Below are 19,388 nucleotides of genomic sequence, written 5' to 3' on the forward strand. Positions count from 1 at the left end.
CTAGGCAGGCACATCACGAGTCGCCCAGCATGCCCAGCTCCAGCGCCACCTTCCGCCCGGCCATCGGCCTGTCCAACCCTCACCTGCAAACCCTGTGGGGGCCTCTGTGGCGCAAGCTGCCCGACCTGCCGCGCAACCGCGAGCGGCTGTGGCTGGCCGATGGCGACTTCATCGACCTGGACTGGCACGGCCCGCACCAACCCCATGCTCCCCTGGTACTGGTGCTGCATGGGTTGACCGGGTCATCGCATTCGCCTTACGTCAAAGGCTTGCAGCAAGCATTGCAAGGCTGCGGCTGGGCCAGCGTTGCAGTGAACTGGCGCGGTTGTTCGGGCGAACCCAACCTGCTGCCACGCAGCTACCATTCCGGTGCCAGCGAAGACCTGGCAGAAATCGTCAGCCACCTGCGTGCCCTGCGCCCCTTGGCACCGCTGTACGCGGTGGGCTACTCGCTGGGGGGCAATGTGCTGCTCAAGTACCTGGGCGAAAGTGGCGTGGCCAGCCAGCTGGAAGCCGCAGTGGCGGTGTCGGTGCCGTTTCGTCTGGACCACTGCGCTGACCGTATCGGCCAAGGTTTCTCGAAGGTGTACCAGGCACATTTCATGCGCGAGATGCTGGCGTACGTGCAACTCAAGCAGCGGCACTTTCACGACAACGGCCTGCATGAGCGGCTGGCAACGCTGCAACGGCTGGAACCACTGGGCAAGCTGCGCACTTTCTGGGATTTCGATGGCAAGGTCACCGCGCCGCTGAACGGCTTTCGCGACGCGCACGACTACTATCGCCGCTCATCGAGCCATTTCTTCCTCGGCCGCAACCGCACGCCGACGCTCATCATCCATTCCAGCGACGACCCATTCGTTTCAGGCCACAGCCTGCCCACGGCGCGTGAACTGGCACCGCAGACGCGTTTCGAACTGCACAGTCGAGGTGGCCATGTGGGGTTCGTCGATGGCAGCCTGCGCAACCCGGGGTATTACCTGGAGCGGCGGATTCCGCAGTGGCTGTTGCAAGGCCAGTAGAGCAGTACCGGCCTACTTATTCACCAGTCGCTACGCCATGCGCCGGGTCGTTGATCCACTCACTCCAGGATCCGGCATACAGCTTGCCCAGCGGGTAGCCCGCCAGGGCCAGGGCAAACAGGTTGTGACAGGCGGTCACGCCTGATCCGCAATAGGCGACCAGCTGCTCCGGCGCACGCCCCGCCAGCTTTTCGGCAAAGCGCTGCCTAAGCTGCTCCACCGGCAGGAAGCATCCGTCAGCCCCCAGGTTGTCGGTGAACGCTGCGCACTGGGCGCCTGGGATATGCCCTGCCACCGGGTCGATCGGCTCCACTTCCCCACGAAACCGCGGCAAGGCACGCGCGTCGAGCAAAGTCAGGTCATCTGCACCCAAGCGCTTGGCCAGATGCCCGGCATCGATCAGCAGCTTGGCGTCCGGCTCACCTGCGAAGGTGCCTTCCCGCTTGGCTGGCGGGTCCAGGCTCAGCGGCAGGTGTGCCGCATGCCAGGCCTTCAGCCCGCCGTCGAGGATTGCCACACCGCTGCGCTTGCCCAGCCAGGCCAGCAGCCACCACGCCCGGGCGGCAAAGGCACCGGGGCCGTCGTCGTACAGCACCACCTCGCTGTCATTGTCCAGGCCCCACTCGCGCAGGCGTTCGACCAGCCGGCGCGCATCGGGCAATGGGTGGCGCCCGGTGCGTCCTTTGCTCACCGGCCCGCTCAGATCACGCTCCAGGTCGGCAAAATGCGCCCCGGCAATGTGCCCCTGGGCATAGCTGCGTTGGCCATAGTCCACATCCTCCAGAGCAAAGCGGCAGTCGAGTATCACCAATTTGGGCGAGCCCAGACGCTCGGCCAACTGCTGCGGGGTGATCAATTGCGCAAGGGGCATGACAATCTCCTGATCGATGGCACTTGGGCCCCAGCTACTGCTCCAGGGCCTGGTTGAACGGTACATGGAACTCCTGGCACAGGGCATCCACGGCATTGCGGGCATTATCGGTGACGAAGCCAAGCTCCAGCACCAGCACCTGGTAGACGCCGCGCTTGAAAGCTTCCTCCCCCAGGTGTGCTGAATGCTCCCGCGTGGTACTGAGAAACCGTACCCAGGAGGTCAGCACGATCCAGGCGTTGATGGTCAGCGATTCGATTTGTGCAGGGGTCATGGCCAGGATGCCCGCCTCGACGAAGCCACGGTATATCGCTTGGCCCTGGTGCAGGCAGCGCTCGGAAAAGCGTCGGTAACGGGCGGCCAGCTCCGGGTCACTGTCCAGCAGATGCTCCAGGTCCCGGTGCAGGAAGCGGTAGTTCCACATCGCTGCCAACAGGGCCTTGAGGTAGAAGCGCTTGTCCTCGACGGTCGCTACCCGGCCTTGCGGCGGGCGCAGGAAGCTGTCCACCAGTTCCTCGTACTGGCTGAATAACAGGGCGATGATCGCCTGCTTGTTGGGGAAGTGGTAGTACAAGTTACCGGGTGAGATTTCCATGTGTGCGGCAATATGGTTGGTACTGACGCTGCGTTCACCCTGCTGGTTGAACAACTCCAGGCTGTTCTGCACGATGCGCTCTCGGGTCTTCATGCGCGGCGCCATGCTCGGCTCCCAGTCTGCGGGCTTCATCAAAAGGTCATCTTACGGCGTATCGAGGGTGGAGTGCACCGCCCGAAAGCGCGAAAAAAGTCCCACCATCGGCCGAATTAGAGTATAGGCTCTAGGGATTTCCGGCCCGGACTCGACGCTGCCATGAATACGCCTAGCGCCCTGCCTCTTGTGCAATCCGACACCGACCTGGCGGCGATGTTCGCTGCCCAGCGTCGGGCTTTTGCCGGCAACCCGTTGCCACCCGCAGCGCAGCGGCGGCAATGGCTGAAAAGCCTGCGCCAGGCCTTGCTGGCCGATCAGACGCAGTTGATCGATGCCATCGGCCAGGATTTTGCAGGGCGCAGCGCCGACGAGACCTTGCTGGCCGAGCTGCTGCCTTGCATGCAAGGCCTGCGCCACGCCGAAAAGCATCTGCAACGCTGGATGCGCGCCAGCCGGCGCCGGGTCAGCCTGGCCTTCCAGCCGGCCCGCGCGCAGGTGCGTTATCAACCCTTGGGCGTGGTCGGTATCATCGTGCCGTGGAATTACCCGCTGTTCCTCGCCATCGGCCCGCTGACCGGCGCCCTGGCAGCCGGCAACCGGGTCATGCTCAAGCTCAGCGAAGCCACACCGGCCACGGGCCTGGCGCTGAAACAGCTGCTGGAACGGGTGTTCCCCAGTGACCTGGTCAGCGTGGTACTCGGCGAGGTCGAGGTAGGCCAGGCCTTTGCTCGCCTGCCTTTCGACCACCTGCTGTTCACCGGCGCCACCAGCGTGGGGCGTCAGGTGATGTTGGCTGCGGCACACAACCTGACCCCGGTCACACTGGAATTGGGCGGCAAGTCACCGGCGATTGTCTCGGCTGACGTAGCGCTGGACAGCGCCGCCGAGCGCATCGCCTTCGGCAAGACGCTGAACGCTGGCCAGACCTGCGTCGCCCCCGACTATGTGCTGGTGCCGCGCGAGCGGCTGCAAGCCTTCAGCGACGCCTACCAGCGGGCCGTGCGCCGGTTGTACCCGCGCATCGCCGACAACCCCGACTACACCGCTATCATCAACCCGTCCCAGCTGCAGCGCTTGCAACGGCTGCTGGACGATGCCCGCGCCAAAGGCGCGCAGGTGCTCGACCTGTACCCCGACGAAACCCACCAGGGCCGGCGCCTGCCACCACACTTGTTGCTGGGGGTACATGACGACATGCAGGTGATGCAGGACGAGATCTTCGGCCCACTGCTGCCGCTGGTGCCCTACGACGACCTCGAGCAGGCGCTGGCCTACGTCAACCAACGGCCGCGCCCGTTGGCGCTGTACTACTTCGGCTATGACCGCACTGGCCAGGAGCAGGTACTGCGCCACACCCATTCCGGCGGTGTGTGCCTGAACGACACCCTGCTTCACGTGGCTCAGGACGACCTGCCATTCGGCGGCATCGGGCCTTCGGGCATGGGCCACTACCATGGCCGCGACGGCTTCCTGACCTTCAGCAAGGCCAAGGCGGTACTGGCCAAGCAACGTCTCAATACCGCACGGCTGATCTACCCGCCTTATGGCAAAGCCTTGCAACGCGTGGTCTACAAGCTGTTCATCCGCTGAGGGGCAGCCCATGCACCGCCGCGAACTGTTGCGTTTCAGCCTGGGTGCCAGCCTCGTGCTGGCCGGCACCAGCCTGGTCGGTTGCCGCGCCCAAACCGCCGCGACCGGCTACGACATCCTGCGCGACGATGACCTGCCGCTACTGGGTGCGCTGATCCCGGTAGTACTGGCCGGCACGCAGGCCACCGAAACCCTGGTGCTGCACAGCCTCGACCACAAGCTGTCGGCGTTGTCGCCAGAAATGCTCAAGCTCACCCGGCAGCTGTTCGACGTGCTCAGCCTGCCGCTGACTCGCGGCCCGCTGACGGGTATCTGGGGTGCCTGGGAACAAGCCAGCCCCGCGCAAGTCAGGGCCTTCCTGCAGCGTTGGCAGGACAGCTCACTGAACCTGCTGCGCATGGGTCACGCATCGCTGCTGCAATTGCTGCAGATGGCCTGGTATGAACGCCCTGAATCCTGGGCCGCCTGCGGCTACCCGGGCCCACCGAAGATCTGACAACGAAGAGCAGCGCAGATGCCTGTACCTGACCCGTTTCGCCAAGGCCTGGAGCGCGGCTGGATTACCCACGACGCCTCGCGCCTGGAGCAAGACCTCACCCTGGAGGCCGATGTTGCGGTGATCGGCAGCGGTGCCGGTGGTGCTACCAGCGCGCAGATGCTCAGTGCCGCCGGCTTCAAGGTGCTGTTGATCGAAGAAGGCCCATTGAAGACCAGCAGCGATTTCCATCTGCTGGAAAACGAAGCCTACGCCAGCCTGTACCAGGAAGGCCTGGGCCGCATGAGCAAGGATGGCGCCATCACCATCCTTCAGGGCCGGGCCGTGGGCGGCACCACGCTGGTGAACTGGACCTCGAGCTTTCGCACCCCGCCCCAGACGCTGGCGCACTGGGCGTCGGCGCACAACGTGAGCGGCCTGGGCGAAGCGCAGATGCGCCCCTGGTTCGAACGCATCGAACAGGAGCTGGGCATCACTCCCTGGGCGCTGCCGCCGAATGCCAACAACGACGTGTTGCGCCGTGGCTGCGAGCAGCTGGGCTACCGCTGGGCAGTGATCCCACGCAACGTGCGCGGCTGCTGGAACCTGGGTTATTGCGGCATGGGTTGCCCGGTGAATGCCAAGCAATCAATGCTCGTGACCCGCATTCCCGCCACCCTCGAGCAAGGCGGCGAGCTGCTCTATCTGGCCCGGGCCGAGCGCTTCGAGCACAACGGCGAACGCATCCTCGGCCTGACCTGCCAGGCTCTGGACAGCCAGGGCCTGCACCCTACCGGCCGCCTGGTGCACATTCGCGCCCGTCACTACGTGGTTGCCGGTGGCGGCATCAACAGCCCGGCGCTGCTGCTGCGGTCCGCCGCGCCCAACCCGCACGGCCGCCTGGGCAAACGGACCTTCCTGCACCTGGTGAACTTCAGCGCGGCCCGCTTCAACGAGCGTATCGACCCTTATTACGGCGCCCCACAGTCCATCTACAGCGACCACTTCCAATGGCAAGGCGGCGTCGATGGCCCGATTGGCTACAAACTGGAGGTACCACCATTGCACCCGGCCCTGGCCAGCACCCTGCTGGGCGGATACGGCGAGGAAAATGCTCGACGCATGGCCGAGCTGCCACATACCCACGTGATGCTGGCGCTGCTGCGCGATGGCTTTCACCCACAAAGCCAGGGTGGCACCGTGGAGCTGCGCGGCGATGGTTCGCCCGTGCTCGACTACCCGCTCACTGACTATCTGTACGACGGTTTGCGCCGCGCCTACCGCAGCATGGCGCAAATCCAATTCGCCGCTGGCGCCACCCAGGTCACCGCCGTGCACAGCGATGCCAGTGCCGCGTCCAGCCTGCAACAGGCCTTGGCCATGATCGACCGCTTGCGCCTGGAGCCGTTCCGCACGCGCCTGGGCAGCGCCCACGTGATGGGCGGTTGTGCCATGGGCGAGGACCCGCGCCAGGCGGTATGCGACAGCCTGGGCCGCCATCACCAGTTGCAAAACCTGTCGATTCACGACGGTTCGCTGTTCCCCACCAGCATCGGCGCCAACCCGCAATTGTCGGTGTATGCCATCAGCGCCAGGCTCAGCGAGGCCCTGATCGCCCGCCTGGCACACAGCGCATGACAACGAACACGGCCCCTGTCTATAGTGCCATCAGCCGGCCGCATGACTTGGCCGGGCGCAGTCGCTGCGCTACCATCCGAGTCCCCAACGCACTCCAGCCAGGATGACGCGATGAACCGAGTGTTGTACCCGGGTACTTTCGACCCCATTACCAAAGGCCATGGCGATCTGGTCGAACGCGCCTCGCGGCTGTTCGACCACGTGATCATCGCCGTGGCAGCCAGCCCCAAGAAAAACCCGCTGTTCCCGCTGGAACAACGGGTGGAGCTCGCCCGGGAGGTCACCAAGCACCTGCCCAATGTCGAAGTCATCGGCTTCTCCTCGCTGTTGGCGCATTTCGCCAAGAAACAGGGCGCGAACGTGTTCCTGCGCGGCCTGCGGGCGGTATCCGACTTCGAGTACGAGTTCCAGCTGGCGAACATGAACCGGCAACTGGCTCCTGATGTGGAAAGCCTGTTCCTCACGCCTTCGGAGCGTTATTCGTTCATTTCCTCGACCCTGGTCCGGGAAATCGCCGCATTGGGTGGTGATATCAGCAAGTTCGTACACCCGGTGGTGGCCGACGCGCTGACCGAACGCTTCAGGAAGTAAGCCACACAGCTGATTGTCGCGCCCGCGTGCACTGCGGGCGCGAATGCGGCACAATTGTGCCCACTGCGTTGAACATGCCCGGGCGCAGAGCCCCGGCCGGAGTCCCCATGTCCCTGATCATCACCGACGATTGCATCAACTGCGACGTCTGCGAACCCGAGTGCCCGAACGAGGCCATCTCCCAAGGCGAAGAGATCTACGTGATCGACCCTAACCTGTGCACCCAGTGCGTGGGCCATTACGACGAGCCGCAATGCCAGCAGGTCTGCCCGGTCGATTGCATCCCGCTGGATGAAGCGCACCCGGAAACCGAAGAAGAGCTGATGGCCAAGTATCGCCGGATTACCGGCAAGGCCTGAACCCACAGGCCTGCGCGGCACCTGTAGGAGCGGCCTTGTGTCGCGATGGGGCGCGCAGCGGCCCCGGCAACTTCTGCAGCTGAGCTGAAATTCCTGGGGCCGCCGCGCGCCCCATCGCGACACAAGGCCGCTCCTACAACCTGCAGCGAAACACCTCAGCGCTGGCAATGCGGGCAATACACGCTGGCCCGCTGCCCCAGCTTTATCTCGCGCAATTGCGTGCCGCACACCTTGCACGGCTGCCCGCCGCGCCCATACACGAACAATTCCTGCTGGAAGTAACCCGGCTGGCCATCACCGCCGATAAAATCGCGCAAGGTGGTACCGCCCTGCTCGATCGCCGCCGCCAGCACCCGCTTGATCTCGATGCTCAGCTTCAGGTAGCGCGCCCGTGAGATCCCGCCTGCCGCGCGGCGGGGGTCGATGCCGGCGGCAAACAGGGCCTCGGTGGCGTAGATGTTGCCCACCCCCACCACCACGGCGTTGTCCATGATGAACGGCTTGACCGCCATCGAGCGCCCGCGGGACAGCTGGAACAATCGCTCGCCGTCAAACAGGTCGGTCAGCGGCTCCGGGCCCAGGCGCAGCAGCAGTTCGTGGTTGAGCGGGTCCTGGCTCCACAGCATCGCGCCAAAGCGGCGTGGGTCGGTGTAACGCAGCATCAGCCCCGACTCCAGTTCGATGTCGACGTGCTCATGCTTGGCTGCCGGCAAGCCCAGTTCGACCAGGCGCAGGTTGCCCGACATGCCCAGGTGGCTGATCAGGGTACCGACCTCGGCATTGATCAGCAGGTATTTGGCGCGCCGCTCGACACTGACGATGCGCTGCCCCGACAGGCGCACATCCAGGTCTTCGGGAATCGGCCAGCGCAGGCGCCGGTCACGCACCACCACCCGGCTGACGCGTTGGCCCACCAGGTGCGGCGCGATACCGCGCCGGGTGGTTTCTACTTCGGGTAATTCCGGCATGTGTCAGTGCCCGCCCAACTCGCGAATGTTCTGCTTGAGGTTTTCGAAATCGTATTCCGACAAGCCGATGTAATCGAGCACCAGTGGGCCGACCACGCGCCACTCGTGGTCCACCGACTGGTTACCCAGCACCCGGTAGGAGGCGCAGATGTGCTCGGCCATCTTCAGCACCGCCAGCAGGTTCTTCAGCTGGCTCTGGGTGTTGCGCGAGCTTTCGTCGCGGAACACCGCCAGGGCATTGTGGTGGTTGGCAATGGTCGCGCTGAGGTGTTCGGGCAGCCGCCAGGACTTGGCGGTGAAATAGCCGACCACCGAATGGTTGGTGTTGAAAGAACGGTTTTCCGTGTCGACGATCCGGGTTTCCTCATCGGCCGTGGCATAGGCCTGCTCCAGCACCTCCATGTAGTTCGGGAAGCGCTTGAGCATCAGCGGCACGCCGCAGTCGTGGAACAGGCCGAGGGTATAGGCCTCGTCCGCAGGCTGGATGCCGGTGCGCTTGGCCAGGGTCAGGCAGGTCATCGCCACATCCTGGGCGGTATCCCAGAAGCGATTGAGGGTGACGATGGTCTCGTCGCTCATTTCGCCCTTGATCGACTGGGCGTTGATCAGGTTGATGATCGAACGGCTACCCAGCAGGTTCACCGCGCGCTGGATCGAACCAATCTTGTTGGAAAGGCCGAAGTGCGGGGAGTTGACCAGCTTGAGCAAGGCACCCGAGAGGCCCGGGTCCTGGGAAATCAGTTTGGCGATGGTTTCCAGGTCCGGGTCAGGCATGTACTGCTCGAACTGCAGGTCGACCATGATCTGCGGTTGCGGCGGGATGGTAATGCCTTGCAAGGCTTGCTGGATCTGTTCGGCGCTGAGTTCCTGGGACATACGTGCATACTCGTTCGGGACGGGCGATTCTAACCTTCTAGACTGGCAAGGGACCAACCACTGAATCGTAACGCCGGAACTTTCCTTGAGCGCCACGGGCCTCTTTTTTCACACCCATCGAAAAAGGAGCAAGGCCCATGAGTGCGGAACTGAACGGCAAGCGCGTGGCCTTTCTGGTCACCGATGGCTTCGAGCAGGTGGAGCTGACCGGGCCCCGCGAAGCCCTGGAACAGAGCGGCGCGGTAGTGGATATCCTCAGCGACAGAGAAGGCACTGTACGGGGTTGGAACCATGACCGGCCGGCGGATGAATTCGCCGTGGATGCCACCTTCGAAGGCGCCCACCTGGACCTCTACGATGCCTTGGTGCTGCCCGGCGGCGTGCAAAATTCTGACACGATTCGGCTCATCCCCGCCGCGCAGAAACTGGTGAAAAGCCACGACTCGGCCGGCAGGCCGCTGGCAGTGATCTGCCACGGCGGCTGGTTGCTGGTGTCATGCGGGTTGGTCAAGGGCAAGCGGATGACCAGCTACAAGACCCTGCAGGACGACATTCGCAATGCCGGGGGGGAATGGGTGGATGAAGAAGTGGTGGTCGATGGCAACCTGATCAGCAGCCGCAAGCCCGATGACATTCCGGCGTTCAGCCAGCAGTTGATCAAGGCACTCGCGGCCTGATTGCCGCTAGCGGGCTCATCGCTGGCAAGCCCGCCTCCACAGTAAGGCGCACGCCGCCAAGGCGGTTCAGCCCATGTGGTGGCTGGCTTGCCGACGATGAGGCCGCAGTTTGTCGAGCCTGACACCGATAGATAGGCAGACAGGCTATAATCCCGCTCTTTTTTCCGGAGCGACGTCATGTCCCTGCCCAGCCTTCGCCTCAAAGCCAATGCCGACCGCCGCCTGCGCGCCGGCCACCTGTGGGTCTACAGCAACGAAGTCGATGTCACCGCGACCCCGTTGCAGGGCTTTCAGGCCGGCCAGCAGGCTGTTCTCGAGGCGGCCAACGGCAAGCCGCTGGGCATCGTTGCACTGAGCCCGAACAACCTGATCTGTGCCCGCCTGCTGTCGCGCGATGCCAAGCTGCCGCTGGACAAGTCGCTGCTGGTGCACCGCCTGAACGTGGCCCTGTCACTGCGCCAGCGCCTGTTCGAGCAACCGTGCTACCGCCTGGTCTACGGCGACTCCGACCTGCTGCCAGGCCTGGTGGTCGACCGCTTCTTCGACATCCTCGTGGTGCAACTGGCCTCGGCCACCATGGAAGCGCACAAGGACGACGTGATTGCAGCCCTGGTGCAGGTGCTCAAGCCCAGCGGCATTCTGTTCAAGAACGACTCCTCGGCGCGCGACGCCGAAGGCCTGCAGCGCTATGTCGAGACGGTCTACGGCGAAGTGCCGGACTGGGTGCCGCTGGAAGAGAACGGCGTCAGGTTCGAAGCTCCGGTGCGTGAAGGGCAGAAGACCGGCTGGTTCTATGACCATCGCATGAACCGTGCGCGCCTGGCACCTTACGTCAAAGGCAAGCGCGTGCTCGACCTGTTCAGCTACATCGGTGGCTGGGGCGTGCAGGCCGGTGCCTTCGGCGCCAGCGAAGTGTTCTGCGTCGATGCCTCGGGCTTCGCCCTGGATGGCGTGGAGCGCAACGCCGCGCTGAACGGCATCAGCGAGAAGCTGACCTGCATCGAAGGCGACGTGTTCGAGGCGCTGCGCGAGCTCAAGGCCGCCGAAGAGCGCTTCGACGTGATCATTGCCGACCCACCCGCGTTCATCAAGCGCAAGAAAGACCTGAAGAACGGCGAGGCGGCTTATCGTCGCCTGAACGAACAGGCCATGCGCATGCTGACCAAGGACGGCATCCTGGTCAGCGCCTCGTGCTCGATGCACCTGCCGGAAGACGACCTGCACAACATCCTGCTGACCAGCGCCCGCCACCTGGACCGCAACCTGCAATTGCTCGAACGCGGCGGCCAGGGCCCGGACCACCCGGTGCACCCGGCCATCGCTGAAACCCGCTACATCAAGAGCATCACCTGCCGGTTGCTGCCCAACAGCTGACCGCCTCCGTAATTGCTTCCGTAGGAGCGGCCTTGCGTCGCGATGGGCCGCAAGGCGGCCCAGGATTTCGGCTATTGTGCACGGATCGAAGGGGCTGCTCGCAGCCCGTCGCGACGCAAGGCCGCTCCTACAAAAGCACGATGGTCAAAACTGGCATCAGATCCCCAATACCTGCGTCGCTATGCCGAAATACACCAGTACCCCCGCCGCATCGGCAATCGATGTGATCAACGGGCCACTGGCCGTGGCCGGGTCCAGCTTGAAGCGGCTGAGAAGGAACGGCAGGCTCATGCCGATCAGGCTGCCGACCAGCACGATCACCACCATGCTGCTGGCAACGATCAGGGCAATCTGCGGCCCCCCGCGTAGTACCCCCAAGGACGCTACGGCCACTGCCATGGTGCATCCAAGCAGCAGCGCCACCGCGAATTCCCGCCCCAGCATGCGCCACCAGTCACGCATGACCACTTCACCTGTGGCCAGGCCCCTCACCATCAAGGTTGCAGACTGGGCGCCGGCATTACCGCCGCTGTCCACCAGCAGTGGCAGAAAGAACACCAGAGCGATGTGGGCGGCGATGGTTTCCTCGAAGGCAGCAATGCCCGCCCCGGAAAAGAGGTTGCCGAACACCAGCAGAACCAGCCAGAACACGCGTTTGCGGTAAAGCAGGCCAAGGGTCGCGTGGCGCAGATTGCCTATGTGATTGGTGATAGAGGCGCCCTTGTGGAAATCTTCGGTCGCCTCACGCCGTTGTGCCTCCAGGGCTGCCTGGATGTTCGGGCCGGAGGTGTCTTTATCGAGCGATTGTTGCATGAGTTTCTCCAGGCGCCGACCCAGGCGCCCACAGACCTCAGCCCCGTGGACTCAAGCCTTCGGCAGCTCTGGCGACGGCGCGCTCAGTGCCAGATTTCAGGTTCGTTTGGAACCGGTAACTGGGAAGGTCCATTGAGTGTTTTTCTCGCAAAGCCGCACATGCGGCGCCGGGATAATAGAAGCTCAGGGCCTGCTGGTCAGCCCCATCAGCAGCGATTCAGAAAGGCCCTACAAGCAACCGGCCAACAGGCCAAATCCACCGCCCGGCCACATCGCCATTCCCTCACCGCCTCAGCGGTGTAGAATCGGCCTATTCATCGCCAGTCATCCCCGGCGGGTTTATGAGCTCTGCCCAAGCACGCGGCGATCCCGCGCGGTCTTCGGCCCCATCCGTGCCAGTGGCAACCGGCCTGCGGTACAAAGGACAAGAGAAGCTCACTCCCCTTTTTGTGACCTGATTAAGCCGCCAGGAGTGTTTCATGCCTGATTACCGTTCAAAGACTTCCACCCAAGGCCGCAACATGGCCGGCGCCCGTGCCCTGTGGCGCGCCACCGGGATGAAGGACGAAGACTTCAAGAAACCGATCATCGCCATCGCCAACTCGTTCACCCAGTTCGTCCCGGGCCACGTGCACCTGAAGGACCTGGGCCAGCTGGTCGCCCGCGAGATCGAACGCGCCGGTGGCGTGGCCAAGGAGTTCAACACCATCGCGGTCGATGACGGCATCGCCATGGGTCACGACGGCATGCTGTACTCGCTGCCAAGCCGCGAGATCATCGCCGATGCCGTGGAATACATGGTCAATGCCCACTGTGCCGATGCCATCGTGTGCATCTCCAACTGCGACAAGATCACCCCCGGCATGCTGATGGCCGCACTGCGCCTGAACATCCCGGTAATCTTCGTTTCCGGCGGCCCGATGGAAGCCGGCAAGACCAAGCTGGCCAGCCATGGCCTGGACCTGGTCGACGCCATGGTCATCGCTGCCGACTCTTCGGCCTCCGATGAAAAGGTCGCCGAATACGAGCGTAGCGCCTGCCCGACCTGCGGCTCGTGCTCCGGCATGTTCACCGCCAACTCGATGAACTGCCTGACCGAAGCCCTGGGCCTGGCCCTGCCGGGCAACGGCTCGACCCTGGCCACCCACGCCGACCGCGAACAACTGTTCCTCACTGCCGGCCGCACCATCGTCGAGCTGTGCAAGCGTTACTACGGCGACAACGACGAGTCGGTACTGCCGCGCAACATTGCCAACTTCAAGGCGTTCGAGAACGCCATGATGCTCGATATCGCCATGGGCGGCTCGACCAACACCATCCTGCACCTGCTGGCCGCAGCCCAGGAAGCCGAGGTGGCGTTCGACCTGCGCGACATCGACCGCCTGTCGCGCAAAGTGCCGCAGCTGTGCAAGGTGGCGCCGAACATCCAGAAGTACCACATGGAAGATGTGCACCGCGCCGGCGGCATCTTCAGCATCCTCGGCTCGCTGGCCCGTGGCGGCCTGCTGCACACCGACCTGCCGACCGTGCACAGCCGCAGCATGGAAGAAGCCATCGCCAAGTGGGACATTACCCAGACCGATGACGAAGCCGTGCACACCTTCTTCAAGGCAGGTCCTGCCGGCATTCCGACTCAGACCGCGTTCAGCCAGTCGACCCGTTGGCCGAGCCTGGACCTGGACCGCGCCGAAGGCTGCATCCGCAGCGTCGAGCACGCCTATTCGCAGGAGGGTGGCCTGGCCGTGCTGTACGGCAACATCGCGCTGGATGGCTGCGTGGTGAAAACCGCCGGTGTCGACGAATCGATCCTGGTGTTCGAAGGCACGGCGAAGATCTTCGAGAGCCAGGACAGCGCCGTGCGCGGCATCCTCGCCGACGAAGTGAAGGCCGGCGACATCGTGATCATCCGCTACGAAGGCCCGAAAGGCGGCCCGGGCATGCAAGAGATGCTGTACCCGACCTCTTATCTGAAGTCCAAAGGCCTGGGCAAGGCCTGCGCCCTGCTCACCGACGGCCGCTTCTCGGGAGGTACCTCGGGCCTGTCGATCGGCCACGCTTCGCCGGAGGCCGCTGCTGGCGGCGCCATCGGCCTGGTGCGCGACGGCGACAAGATTCTGATCGACATCCCCAACCGTTCGATCAACCTGCAAGTCAGCGACGAAGAACTGGCCCAGCGCCGCGTCGAGCAGGACAAGAAGGGCTGGAAGCCTGCCGAAGTGCGCCCACGCAAGGTGACCACCGCGCTGAAGGCCTATGCCCTGCTGGCGACCAGTGCCGACAAGGGCGCTGTGCGTAACAAGGCGATGCTGGAAGGGCTGTAAGGCTACCTGGCAGTTGAAAAGCCGGCGCCTGGTGCGCCGGTTTTTTTTGGCAGCGAGAACTACTGAATCAAAGCACTGCTCTCGAAGCACAGTGACGCAATTGCGCCAGCAGCAAGGCAACCGAACGCTTCGGCTTTGCCGTCGAGGTCAGAATGAACTGCGCTTGAGGAAGAGGAGGCAGCGTTGGCTCTTCCTGCAAACCTGCAGCCAGTGCAGTTGATCGGGTGACCGGCGTAATACCCAGCCCACCGTTGACGGCGGTTATCAGCCCCCCGGCACTTGGGCTCTGACAAACGATCCGCCATTGTCGCCCCGCACGTGCCAAGGCTGCGATGGCGGCAGCCCGATAGGGGCATTGGTCGGAAAACACCGCCAAGGGTATCGGGGTGCTTGCATCATCGAGGCTCAACGCAAGCGGCCCTCTCGCCCAGATCAGCGGCTCGGACCAAAGCAATTCGCCACGTTCATCATCGCCGCAGCGGCTGCCCAGCACGATATCGAGCCCAGCCGATTGTAAAAGTCCAAGCAGCTCGCCGGTCAGGCCGACTTTCAGCGAAATTTCCACGTCGGGATGTGCCGCCGAGAATCGACGCAAACAGTCGATGATGGGCGCTTTCACCATCTCCTCGCTCAACCCGACAACTACCATGCCGGAAACCCGGCGGCCGACGCCGAGACTCGCGCGGGCATCATCATGCAGCGCCAGGATGGTGCGGGCATAGCCTGCCAGGCGCGTACCGGCTGGCGTCAGGCTGACAGAACGGGTCGTGCGCTCCAGCAATCTATGCCCGGCATCACTTTCCAGCCGCCTGATGTGGGCGCTGATCGCCGACTGCGTCAGGTGCAGGCTCTGCGCAGCACGCGTGAAGCCACCGCTGTCGGCAACAGCAATGAAGCTTCGCAAAAGCACGATATCGAACACCGATTAATCACCTATCTCACTCAATGAGCGAAGCATACGTGATTTCCATAACTGATTATTCTGAATCAGACTTTGCGCCAAGTATCCGCGCAGTCGTACTGCCGGGATCGTGTCACCCACACTGCCAAGGAGAAGCCCGATGGTTGAACGTATCTTGTATGTTTGCGCATCACCGCGTGGAGAGCGCTCCGTCTCCACACAGATTGCCGAAGTGTTCCTGGCGGCGTTAGCAGAGCGCAAAGCCGTGCAAATTGACCGCCTTGATCCCTGGGAATGCGAACTTCCCGAAGTGGATGGCGCGTTACTCGCGGCAAAATATGCAAGGCTTGTCGACACCCCACTGTCTGCCGCTCAAGCCGCGGCATGGGAGCAGATCGAGGCACTCGCTGAACGGTTCCACCAGGCTCATACCTTGGTGTTCAGCGTGCCGCTGTGGAATTTCGGCATTCCGTACAAGCTCAAGCATCTGATCGACGCCATTTCGCACAAAGACGTCTTGTTCACCTTCGATGAGCACGGGTTGAACGGCATGCTGGGTGGACGTCGGGCTGTTGCAATCTACTCTCGCGGACTGGGGTATGGCCCCGGCTCACAGACCCCCGAGCAAGGCTTTGGCCTGGAAAAACCCTTCATCGACACATGGTTTCGCTTCGTCGGTATAAACCAGGTGCACAGTGTCGTCGTCGAACAGACGCTTGGCCCTGTAGGGGCCAGCGTCCGTACAGCCGCCATCGAAGCCGCTACCTTGCTGGCGCAGAACATTGATCAGGAAGCGGCCCGGACGGTCATCGTGGGCCGCAACGGCTGACAAGCCCCGTTACTGAATCTGCTCCGGCGTCACGACCACCCAGTTCTTGTCCGCCGTCACCGGCAAGCCTTCCTTGGCCTGTGCCGCCGCATTCCTGGCAATCATCCCGTTGATTTGGTCCATGTACTTGGCCTTGCGGTTGATCCACAGGTGGATACCGCCCTTGTCTACGTCCACGCCATGGAACTGCATGTAGCCGTCGCTGGTTGGCGTATCACCGCCGACCAGTACCGGCTTCTTCCACTCATCGATATAGGTCAGGATGGCCGCGTGCTTGCCGGCCATCCAGGTGGCCGGGGTCCACAGATACGGGGTCAGTTCCAGCCCGGCGTTGGCCTTGGCATCGTAGTGCCCGGCAGTGATCTGCTTGCGGGCAGTGGTCAGCTGGCCGCTGGCACGGTCCTTCAGCAGCAGGCTCACACCAATCACATTCTCCGGCTTCACGTTGTAGCCATACTTGGGGTCGGACGCGACCATGCGCACCAGCTCCTCGGAGGCAGCGGAAATCACGTAGACCTCGATACCGTTCTCCATCAGCTTGTTGTACAGCTCGGTCTGGCCCTTGAAGACTTTGGGCGGCTGCACCTCGATGGTCTTGACCTGGTCGCCTTCGTAGTAGGTGCTGGGGATCGGCTTGCCGGAGGCCATCATCTCATCCACCTGCACCTTCAGCTCCTGCAGGGTGAAGCCCGAGAACACCTGGGCTACCCACGGGTAGCAGACCATGTCGTCGACTTCGCACAGCCGGTAGTAATAGCTGAACAGGCTTTCCTTGTGGTCGGCGGTGTCCTTGAATGGCATCAGCTTCAACGAGGGGTCGAGCTTGTCGCGGGTCAGCAGGCCTTTGTTCTCCAGGAATGGCAGCAAGGCCTCTTCGAGGTCGTAACGGTAGCTGGTGTTGTCCATGTCGAACACCGCGTAGTTACCCTTGTTGGCATTGGCGGCGATCAGGCTGTCGAGCTGCTTGGCGGCCTCGGCCGGCCAGTGTTTGAGCTCGGTGGCGAAGGTTTCGATACTGAACAGCAGGGACAGGGCGGCAGCGACAGCTTTCGGAGCAAATTTCATCTACGAATCTCCTGAAATGACCCCGAAACGCTAGTGCAACAACCGTTGTCGGCGGCCTTTCATAACGACCCTCATGCAGCTGCAAACGCCGCGTTCATTGCCATCCGCGACAGCGCGTTATTCCATAAACGACTATGCACATTCCATATGCGTATAAATTCGTTTGTTTTCAGGCTGTTAGCATTTCCGTTCGCAATCGCTCACAGAGGCGGTGCCTCTTTTGCCTTTTTCCGCTGGAGCTTTAATGAACCTGCCGCTGTCCCTTAATCTGCTGGCGTTCCTGGCCTTGTTGCTGGGCCTGGCACAAACCCGCCGCACCGACTGGAGCCTGGCCAGGAAAGTCCTGCTGGGCCTGGTGCTGGGCGTGGTTTTCGGGCTGGCCCTGCACACGTTGTATGGCGCAGGCCACCCGGTGCTCAAGGCCACCATCAGCTGGCTTGACTTGGTCGGCAACGGCTATGTCGGCCTGTTGCAGATGATCGTCATGCCGCTGATCTTCGCCTCGATCCTCAGCGCCGTGGCGCGCCTGCACAATGCCTCGTCGCTGGGCCGCATCAGCGTGCTGAGCATTGGCACCCTGCTGCTGACCACTGCCATCGCGGCATTGATCGGCATCGTCCTGACCAACCTGTTCGGCCTCAGCGCCGAAGGCCTGGTGGCTGGCGCCCAGGAAAGTGCACGCATGCAGGTCATCCACAGTGACTATGCCGGCAAGGTCGCCGACCTCAACATCCCGCAACTGCTGCTGTCGTTCATCCCCAGCAACCCGGTGGGTGACCTGGCACGGGCGAAACCGACCTCGATCATCAGCGTGGTGATCTTTGCCGTATTCCTCGGTCTGGCCGCGTTGCAGCTGATCAAGGACGATGCCGAGAAAGGCCAGCGCGTGCTGTCGGCCGTCGACATCCTGCAGGCCTGGGTGATGCGCCTGGTGCGGGTAGTGATGAAGCTGACCCCGTATGGCGTGCTGGCGTTGATGGCCAAGGTGGTGGCCAGCTCGAACCTGCAAGACATCGTCAAGCTGGGCAGCTTCGTGGTGGTGTCGTACCTGGGCCTGGGGCTGATGTTCATGGTGCACGGCGTTATCCTCGCCGCCAGCGGTGTGAACCCGCTGCGTTTCCTGCGCAAGGTGTGGCCAGTGCTGACCTTCGCCTTCACCAGCCGTTCCAGCGCCGCCAGCATTCCGCTGAACATCGAAGCGCAAACTCGGCGCCTGGGCGTGCCGCAGTCGATTGCCAGTTTCAGCGCCTCGTTCGGCACCACCATCGGCCAGAACGGCTGCGCCGGCCTCTACCCTGCCATGTTGGCGGTGATGGTGGCGCCTGCGGTGGGCATCGATACTTTCGACCCGCTGTGGATCGCCACCTTGGTGGCCATCGTTACCCTGAGTTCGGCAGGCGTTGCCGGTGTAGGTGGTGGCGCGACGTTCGCCGCATTGATCGTGCTTCCGGCCATGGGCTTGCCGGTGGAGTTGGTGGCGTTGCTGATTTCGGTAGAGCCGCTGATCGACATGGGGCGCACGGCGTTGAACGTGAATGGTTCGATGACCGCGGGCGTGGTGACCAGCCAGCTGTTGAAAGAGACCGACAAACAAGTGCTGGCTGGCGATGAACATGCCGAGCTGAGCCATACCTGACGGATTGCCGGGGGCGCGTTGCGCCCCTTTCGCGACACAAGGCCGCTCCTACAGGGCACCGCGCATGTCCGTCTTGCGCGGCCGCCTGCAGGAGCGGCCTTATGTCGCGATGGGCTGCAAAGCAGCCCTAAAATCTCAAACCTTGTCCCAAACCTCAAAATGATACCCAGGCTTGCCTTCCTCTGCCTGTGCCTCGCTCGACACCAGCCGCCAGTGCCCCTGATCAAACTCGGGGAACCAGGCATCCCCTTCCGGCGCCAAATCCACCCGTGTCAGGTACATCCGGCTGACCAGCCCCTTCTCCAGCGCCTGCGCATACAGCTGCGCCCCACCAATCAGCATCAATTCATCGACACCGTTCTCACGCGCCCACTGCTCGGCGCGGACCAGGGCCTGTTCCAGCGAGCCAAACACCTCGGCACCGGCCAGCTCCAGCCCTGCCTGGCGGCTGACCACGATGTTCAAGCGCCCGGGCAGCGGCCGCCCCAGGGAATCCCAGGTCTTGCGCCCCATGATGATCGGCTTGCCCAGGGTGGTGGCCTTGAAGTACTTGAAATCCCCCGGCAAATGCCAGGGCATGGAATTGTCGATGCCGATCACGCGGTTTTCGGCATGCGCCGCGATCAGGCTGAGGGGGAGTGATGTATTCATGCCAGCGAGGATAGCACCGGGCGTGTGGGTTATGCTTCTG

General features: G+C 63.2%; 19 protein-coding genes. 11 read left to right on the plus strand and 8 right to left on the minus strand.

Annotation, left to right across the window (positions count from 1 at the left end; all coding sequences use genetic code 11):
* The first annotated feature begins 29 nt into the window (after positions 1–29).
* The gene (locus HU763_RS23110; RefSeq protein WP_186684212.1) at positions 30–1,022 is read left to right on the plus strand and encodes a hydrolase; all 993 of its coding nucleotides are present in this window, start codon (positions 30–32) and stop codon (positions 1,020–1,022) included.
* Between the two features lie 16 nt (positions 1,023–1,038).
* Here the strand turns inward: HU763_RS23110 and HU763_RS23115 are convergent, their stop codons facing one another.
* Both HU763_RS23115 and HU763_RS23120 read right to left on the minus strand, forming a co-directional pair.
* Positions 1,039–1,893 carry a sulfurtransferase gene (locus HU763_RS23115; RefSeq protein WP_186684210.1) on the minus strand — a complete coding sequence of 285 codons (855 nt, stop codon included), beginning with the start codon at positions 1,891–1,893 and terminating at the stop codon, positions 1,039–1,041.
* Between the two features lie 34 nt (positions 1,894–1,927).
* Positions 1,928–2,593 (minus strand): TetR/AcrR family transcriptional regulator, encoded by a 666-nt coding sequence (locus HU763_RS23120; protein ID WP_186684447.1) that lies wholly within the window; start codon positions 2,591–2,593, stop codon positions 1,928–1,930.
* 150 nt (positions 2,594–2,743) lie between these two features.
* Here HU763_RS23120 and HU763_RS23125 point away from each other — a divergent pair, with 150 nt between their 5' ends.
* The 5 genes from HU763_RS23125 (at position 2,744) to HU763_RS23145 (ending at position 7,237) form a co-directional block, all read left to right on the plus strand.
* The gene (locus HU763_RS23125; RefSeq protein WP_186684208.1) at positions 2,744–4,174 is read left to right on the plus strand and encodes a coniferyl aldehyde dehydrogenase; all 1,431 of its coding nucleotides are present in this window, start codon (positions 2,744–2,746) and stop codon (positions 4,172–4,174) included.
* A gap of 10 nt (positions 4,175–4,184) precedes the next feature.
* On the plus strand, positions 4,185–4,670 hold the full coding sequence (locus HU763_RS23130; protein WP_186684206.1) for a twin-arginine translocation pathway signal protein: 486 nt from the start codon (positions 4,185–4,187) through the stop codon (positions 4,668–4,670).
* Positions 4,671–4,688: 18 nt separating this feature from the next.
* Entirely contained in the window at positions 4,689–6,287 is a 1,599-nt protein-coding gene (locus tag HU763_RS23135; protein ID WP_186684205.1) for a GMC family oxidoreductase, read from the plus strand.
* Between the two features lie 111 nt (positions 6,288–6,398).
* Entirely contained in the window at positions 6,399–6,878 is a 480-nt protein-coding gene (gene coaD / locus HU763_RS23140) for a pantetheine-phosphate adenylyltransferase (protein WP_186684204.1), read from the plus strand.
* Positions 6,879–6,985: 107 nt separating this feature from the next.
* Positions 6,986–7,237 carry a YfhL family 4Fe-4S dicluster ferredoxin gene (locus HU763_RS23145; protein ID WP_013974644.1) on the plus strand — a complete coding sequence of 84 codons (252 nt, stop codon included), beginning with the start codon at positions 6,986–6,988 and terminating at the stop codon, positions 7,235–7,237.
* 155 nt (positions 7,238–7,392) lie between these two features.
* Here HU763_RS23145 and mutM read toward each other — a convergent pair whose 3' ends face one another.
* Both mutM and HU763_RS23155 read right to left on the minus strand, forming a co-directional pair.
* Positions 7,393–8,205, minus strand: a complete 813-nt coding sequence (gene mutM, locus HU763_RS23150) for a bifunctional DNA-formamidopyrimidine glycosylase/DNA-(apurinic or apyrimidinic site) lyase (protein ID WP_186684203.1) — start codon at positions 8,203–8,205, stop codon at positions 7,393–7,395.
* Between the two features lie 3 nt (positions 8,206–8,208).
* Entirely contained in the window at positions 8,209–9,027 is an 819-nt protein-coding gene (locus HU763_RS23155; RefSeq protein WP_186684445.1) for an HDOD domain-containing protein, read from the minus strand.
* A gap of 191 nt (positions 9,028–9,218) precedes the next feature.
* Between HU763_RS23155 and HU763_RS23160 the strand changes: the two genes are divergently transcribed.
* Together HU763_RS23160 and HU763_RS23165 are read left to right on the plus strand one after the other, a co-directional pair.
* The gene (locus HU763_RS23160) at positions 9,219–9,758 is read left to right on the plus strand and encodes a type 1 glutamine amidotransferase domain-containing protein (RefSeq protein WP_186684202.1); all 540 of its coding nucleotides are present in this window, start codon (positions 9,219–9,221) and stop codon (positions 9,756–9,758) included.
* A 177-nt stretch (positions 9,759–9,935) separates the two neighbouring features.
* A complete protein-coding gene (locus HU763_RS23165; protein WP_170033449.1) occupies positions 9,936–11,132 on the plus strand; it encodes a class I SAM-dependent rRNA methyltransferase in 1,197 nt (398 codons plus the stop codon).
* A gap of 156 nt (positions 11,133–11,288) precedes the next feature.
* Here the strand turns inward: HU763_RS23165 and HU763_RS23170 are convergent, their stop codons facing one another.
* Positions 11,289–11,945 (minus strand): magnesium transporter, encoded by a 657-nt coding sequence (locus tag HU763_RS23170; RefSeq protein WP_186684201.1) that lies wholly within the window; start codon positions 11,943–11,945, stop codon positions 11,289–11,291.
* 479 nt (positions 11,946–12,424) lie between these two features.
* Here HU763_RS23170 and ilvD point away from each other — a divergent pair, with 479 nt between their 5' ends.
* A complete protein-coding gene (ilvD, locus tag HU763_RS23175) occupies positions 12,425–14,266 on the plus strand; it encodes a dihydroxy-acid dehydratase (RefSeq protein WP_186684200.1) in 1,842 nt (613 codons plus the stop codon).
* Positions 14,267–14,333: 67 nt separating this feature from the next.
* Here the strand turns inward: ilvD and HU763_RS23180 are convergent, their stop codons facing one another.
* Positions 14,334–15,188, minus strand: coding sequence for a LysR family transcriptional regulator (locus tag HU763_RS23180; RefSeq protein WP_186684198.1), 855 nt, complete (start codon positions 15,186–15,188; stop codon positions 14,334–14,336).
* 139 nt (positions 15,189–15,327) lie between these two features.
* Between HU763_RS23180 and HU763_RS23185 the strand changes: the two genes are divergently transcribed.
* Positions 15,328–15,996, plus strand: coding sequence for an FMN-dependent NADH-azoreductase (locus HU763_RS23185; RefSeq protein WP_186684196.1), 669 nt, complete (start codon positions 15,328–15,330; stop codon positions 15,994–15,996).
* A 9-nt stretch (positions 15,997–16,005) separates the two neighbouring features.
* Here HU763_RS23185 and HU763_RS23190 read toward each other — a convergent pair whose 3' ends face one another.
* Positions 16,006–17,061 carry an HAD family hydrolase gene (locus HU763_RS23190; protein ID WP_186684194.1) on the minus strand — a complete coding sequence of 352 codons (1,056 nt, stop codon included), beginning with the start codon at positions 17,059–17,061 and terminating at the stop codon, positions 16,006–16,008.
* Positions 17,062–17,305: 244 nt separating this feature from the next.
* On the opposite strand from HU763_RS23190, the gene HU763_RS23195 reads away from it, so the two are divergent.
* Positions 17,306–18,697, plus strand: coding sequence for an L-cystine transporter (locus tag HU763_RS23195; protein ID WP_186684192.1), 1,392 nt, complete (start codon positions 17,306–17,308; stop codon positions 18,695–18,697).
* A 135-nt stretch (positions 18,698–18,832) separates the two neighbouring features.
* Here HU763_RS23195 and HU763_RS23200 read toward each other — a convergent pair whose 3' ends face one another.
* Positions 18,833–19,348, minus strand: coding sequence for a dihydrofolate reductase (locus HU763_RS23200; protein ID WP_186684190.1), 516 nt, complete (start codon positions 19,346–19,348; stop codon positions 18,833–18,835).
* Between the last annotated feature and the right edge of the window lie 40 nt (positions 19,349–19,388).

This window comes from Pseudomonas anuradhapurensis (assembly GCF_014269225.2).
Taxonomy (GTDB): domain Bacteria; phylum Pseudomonadota; class Gammaproteobacteria; order Pseudomonadales; family Pseudomonadaceae; genus Aquipseudomonas; species Aquipseudomonas anuradhapurensis.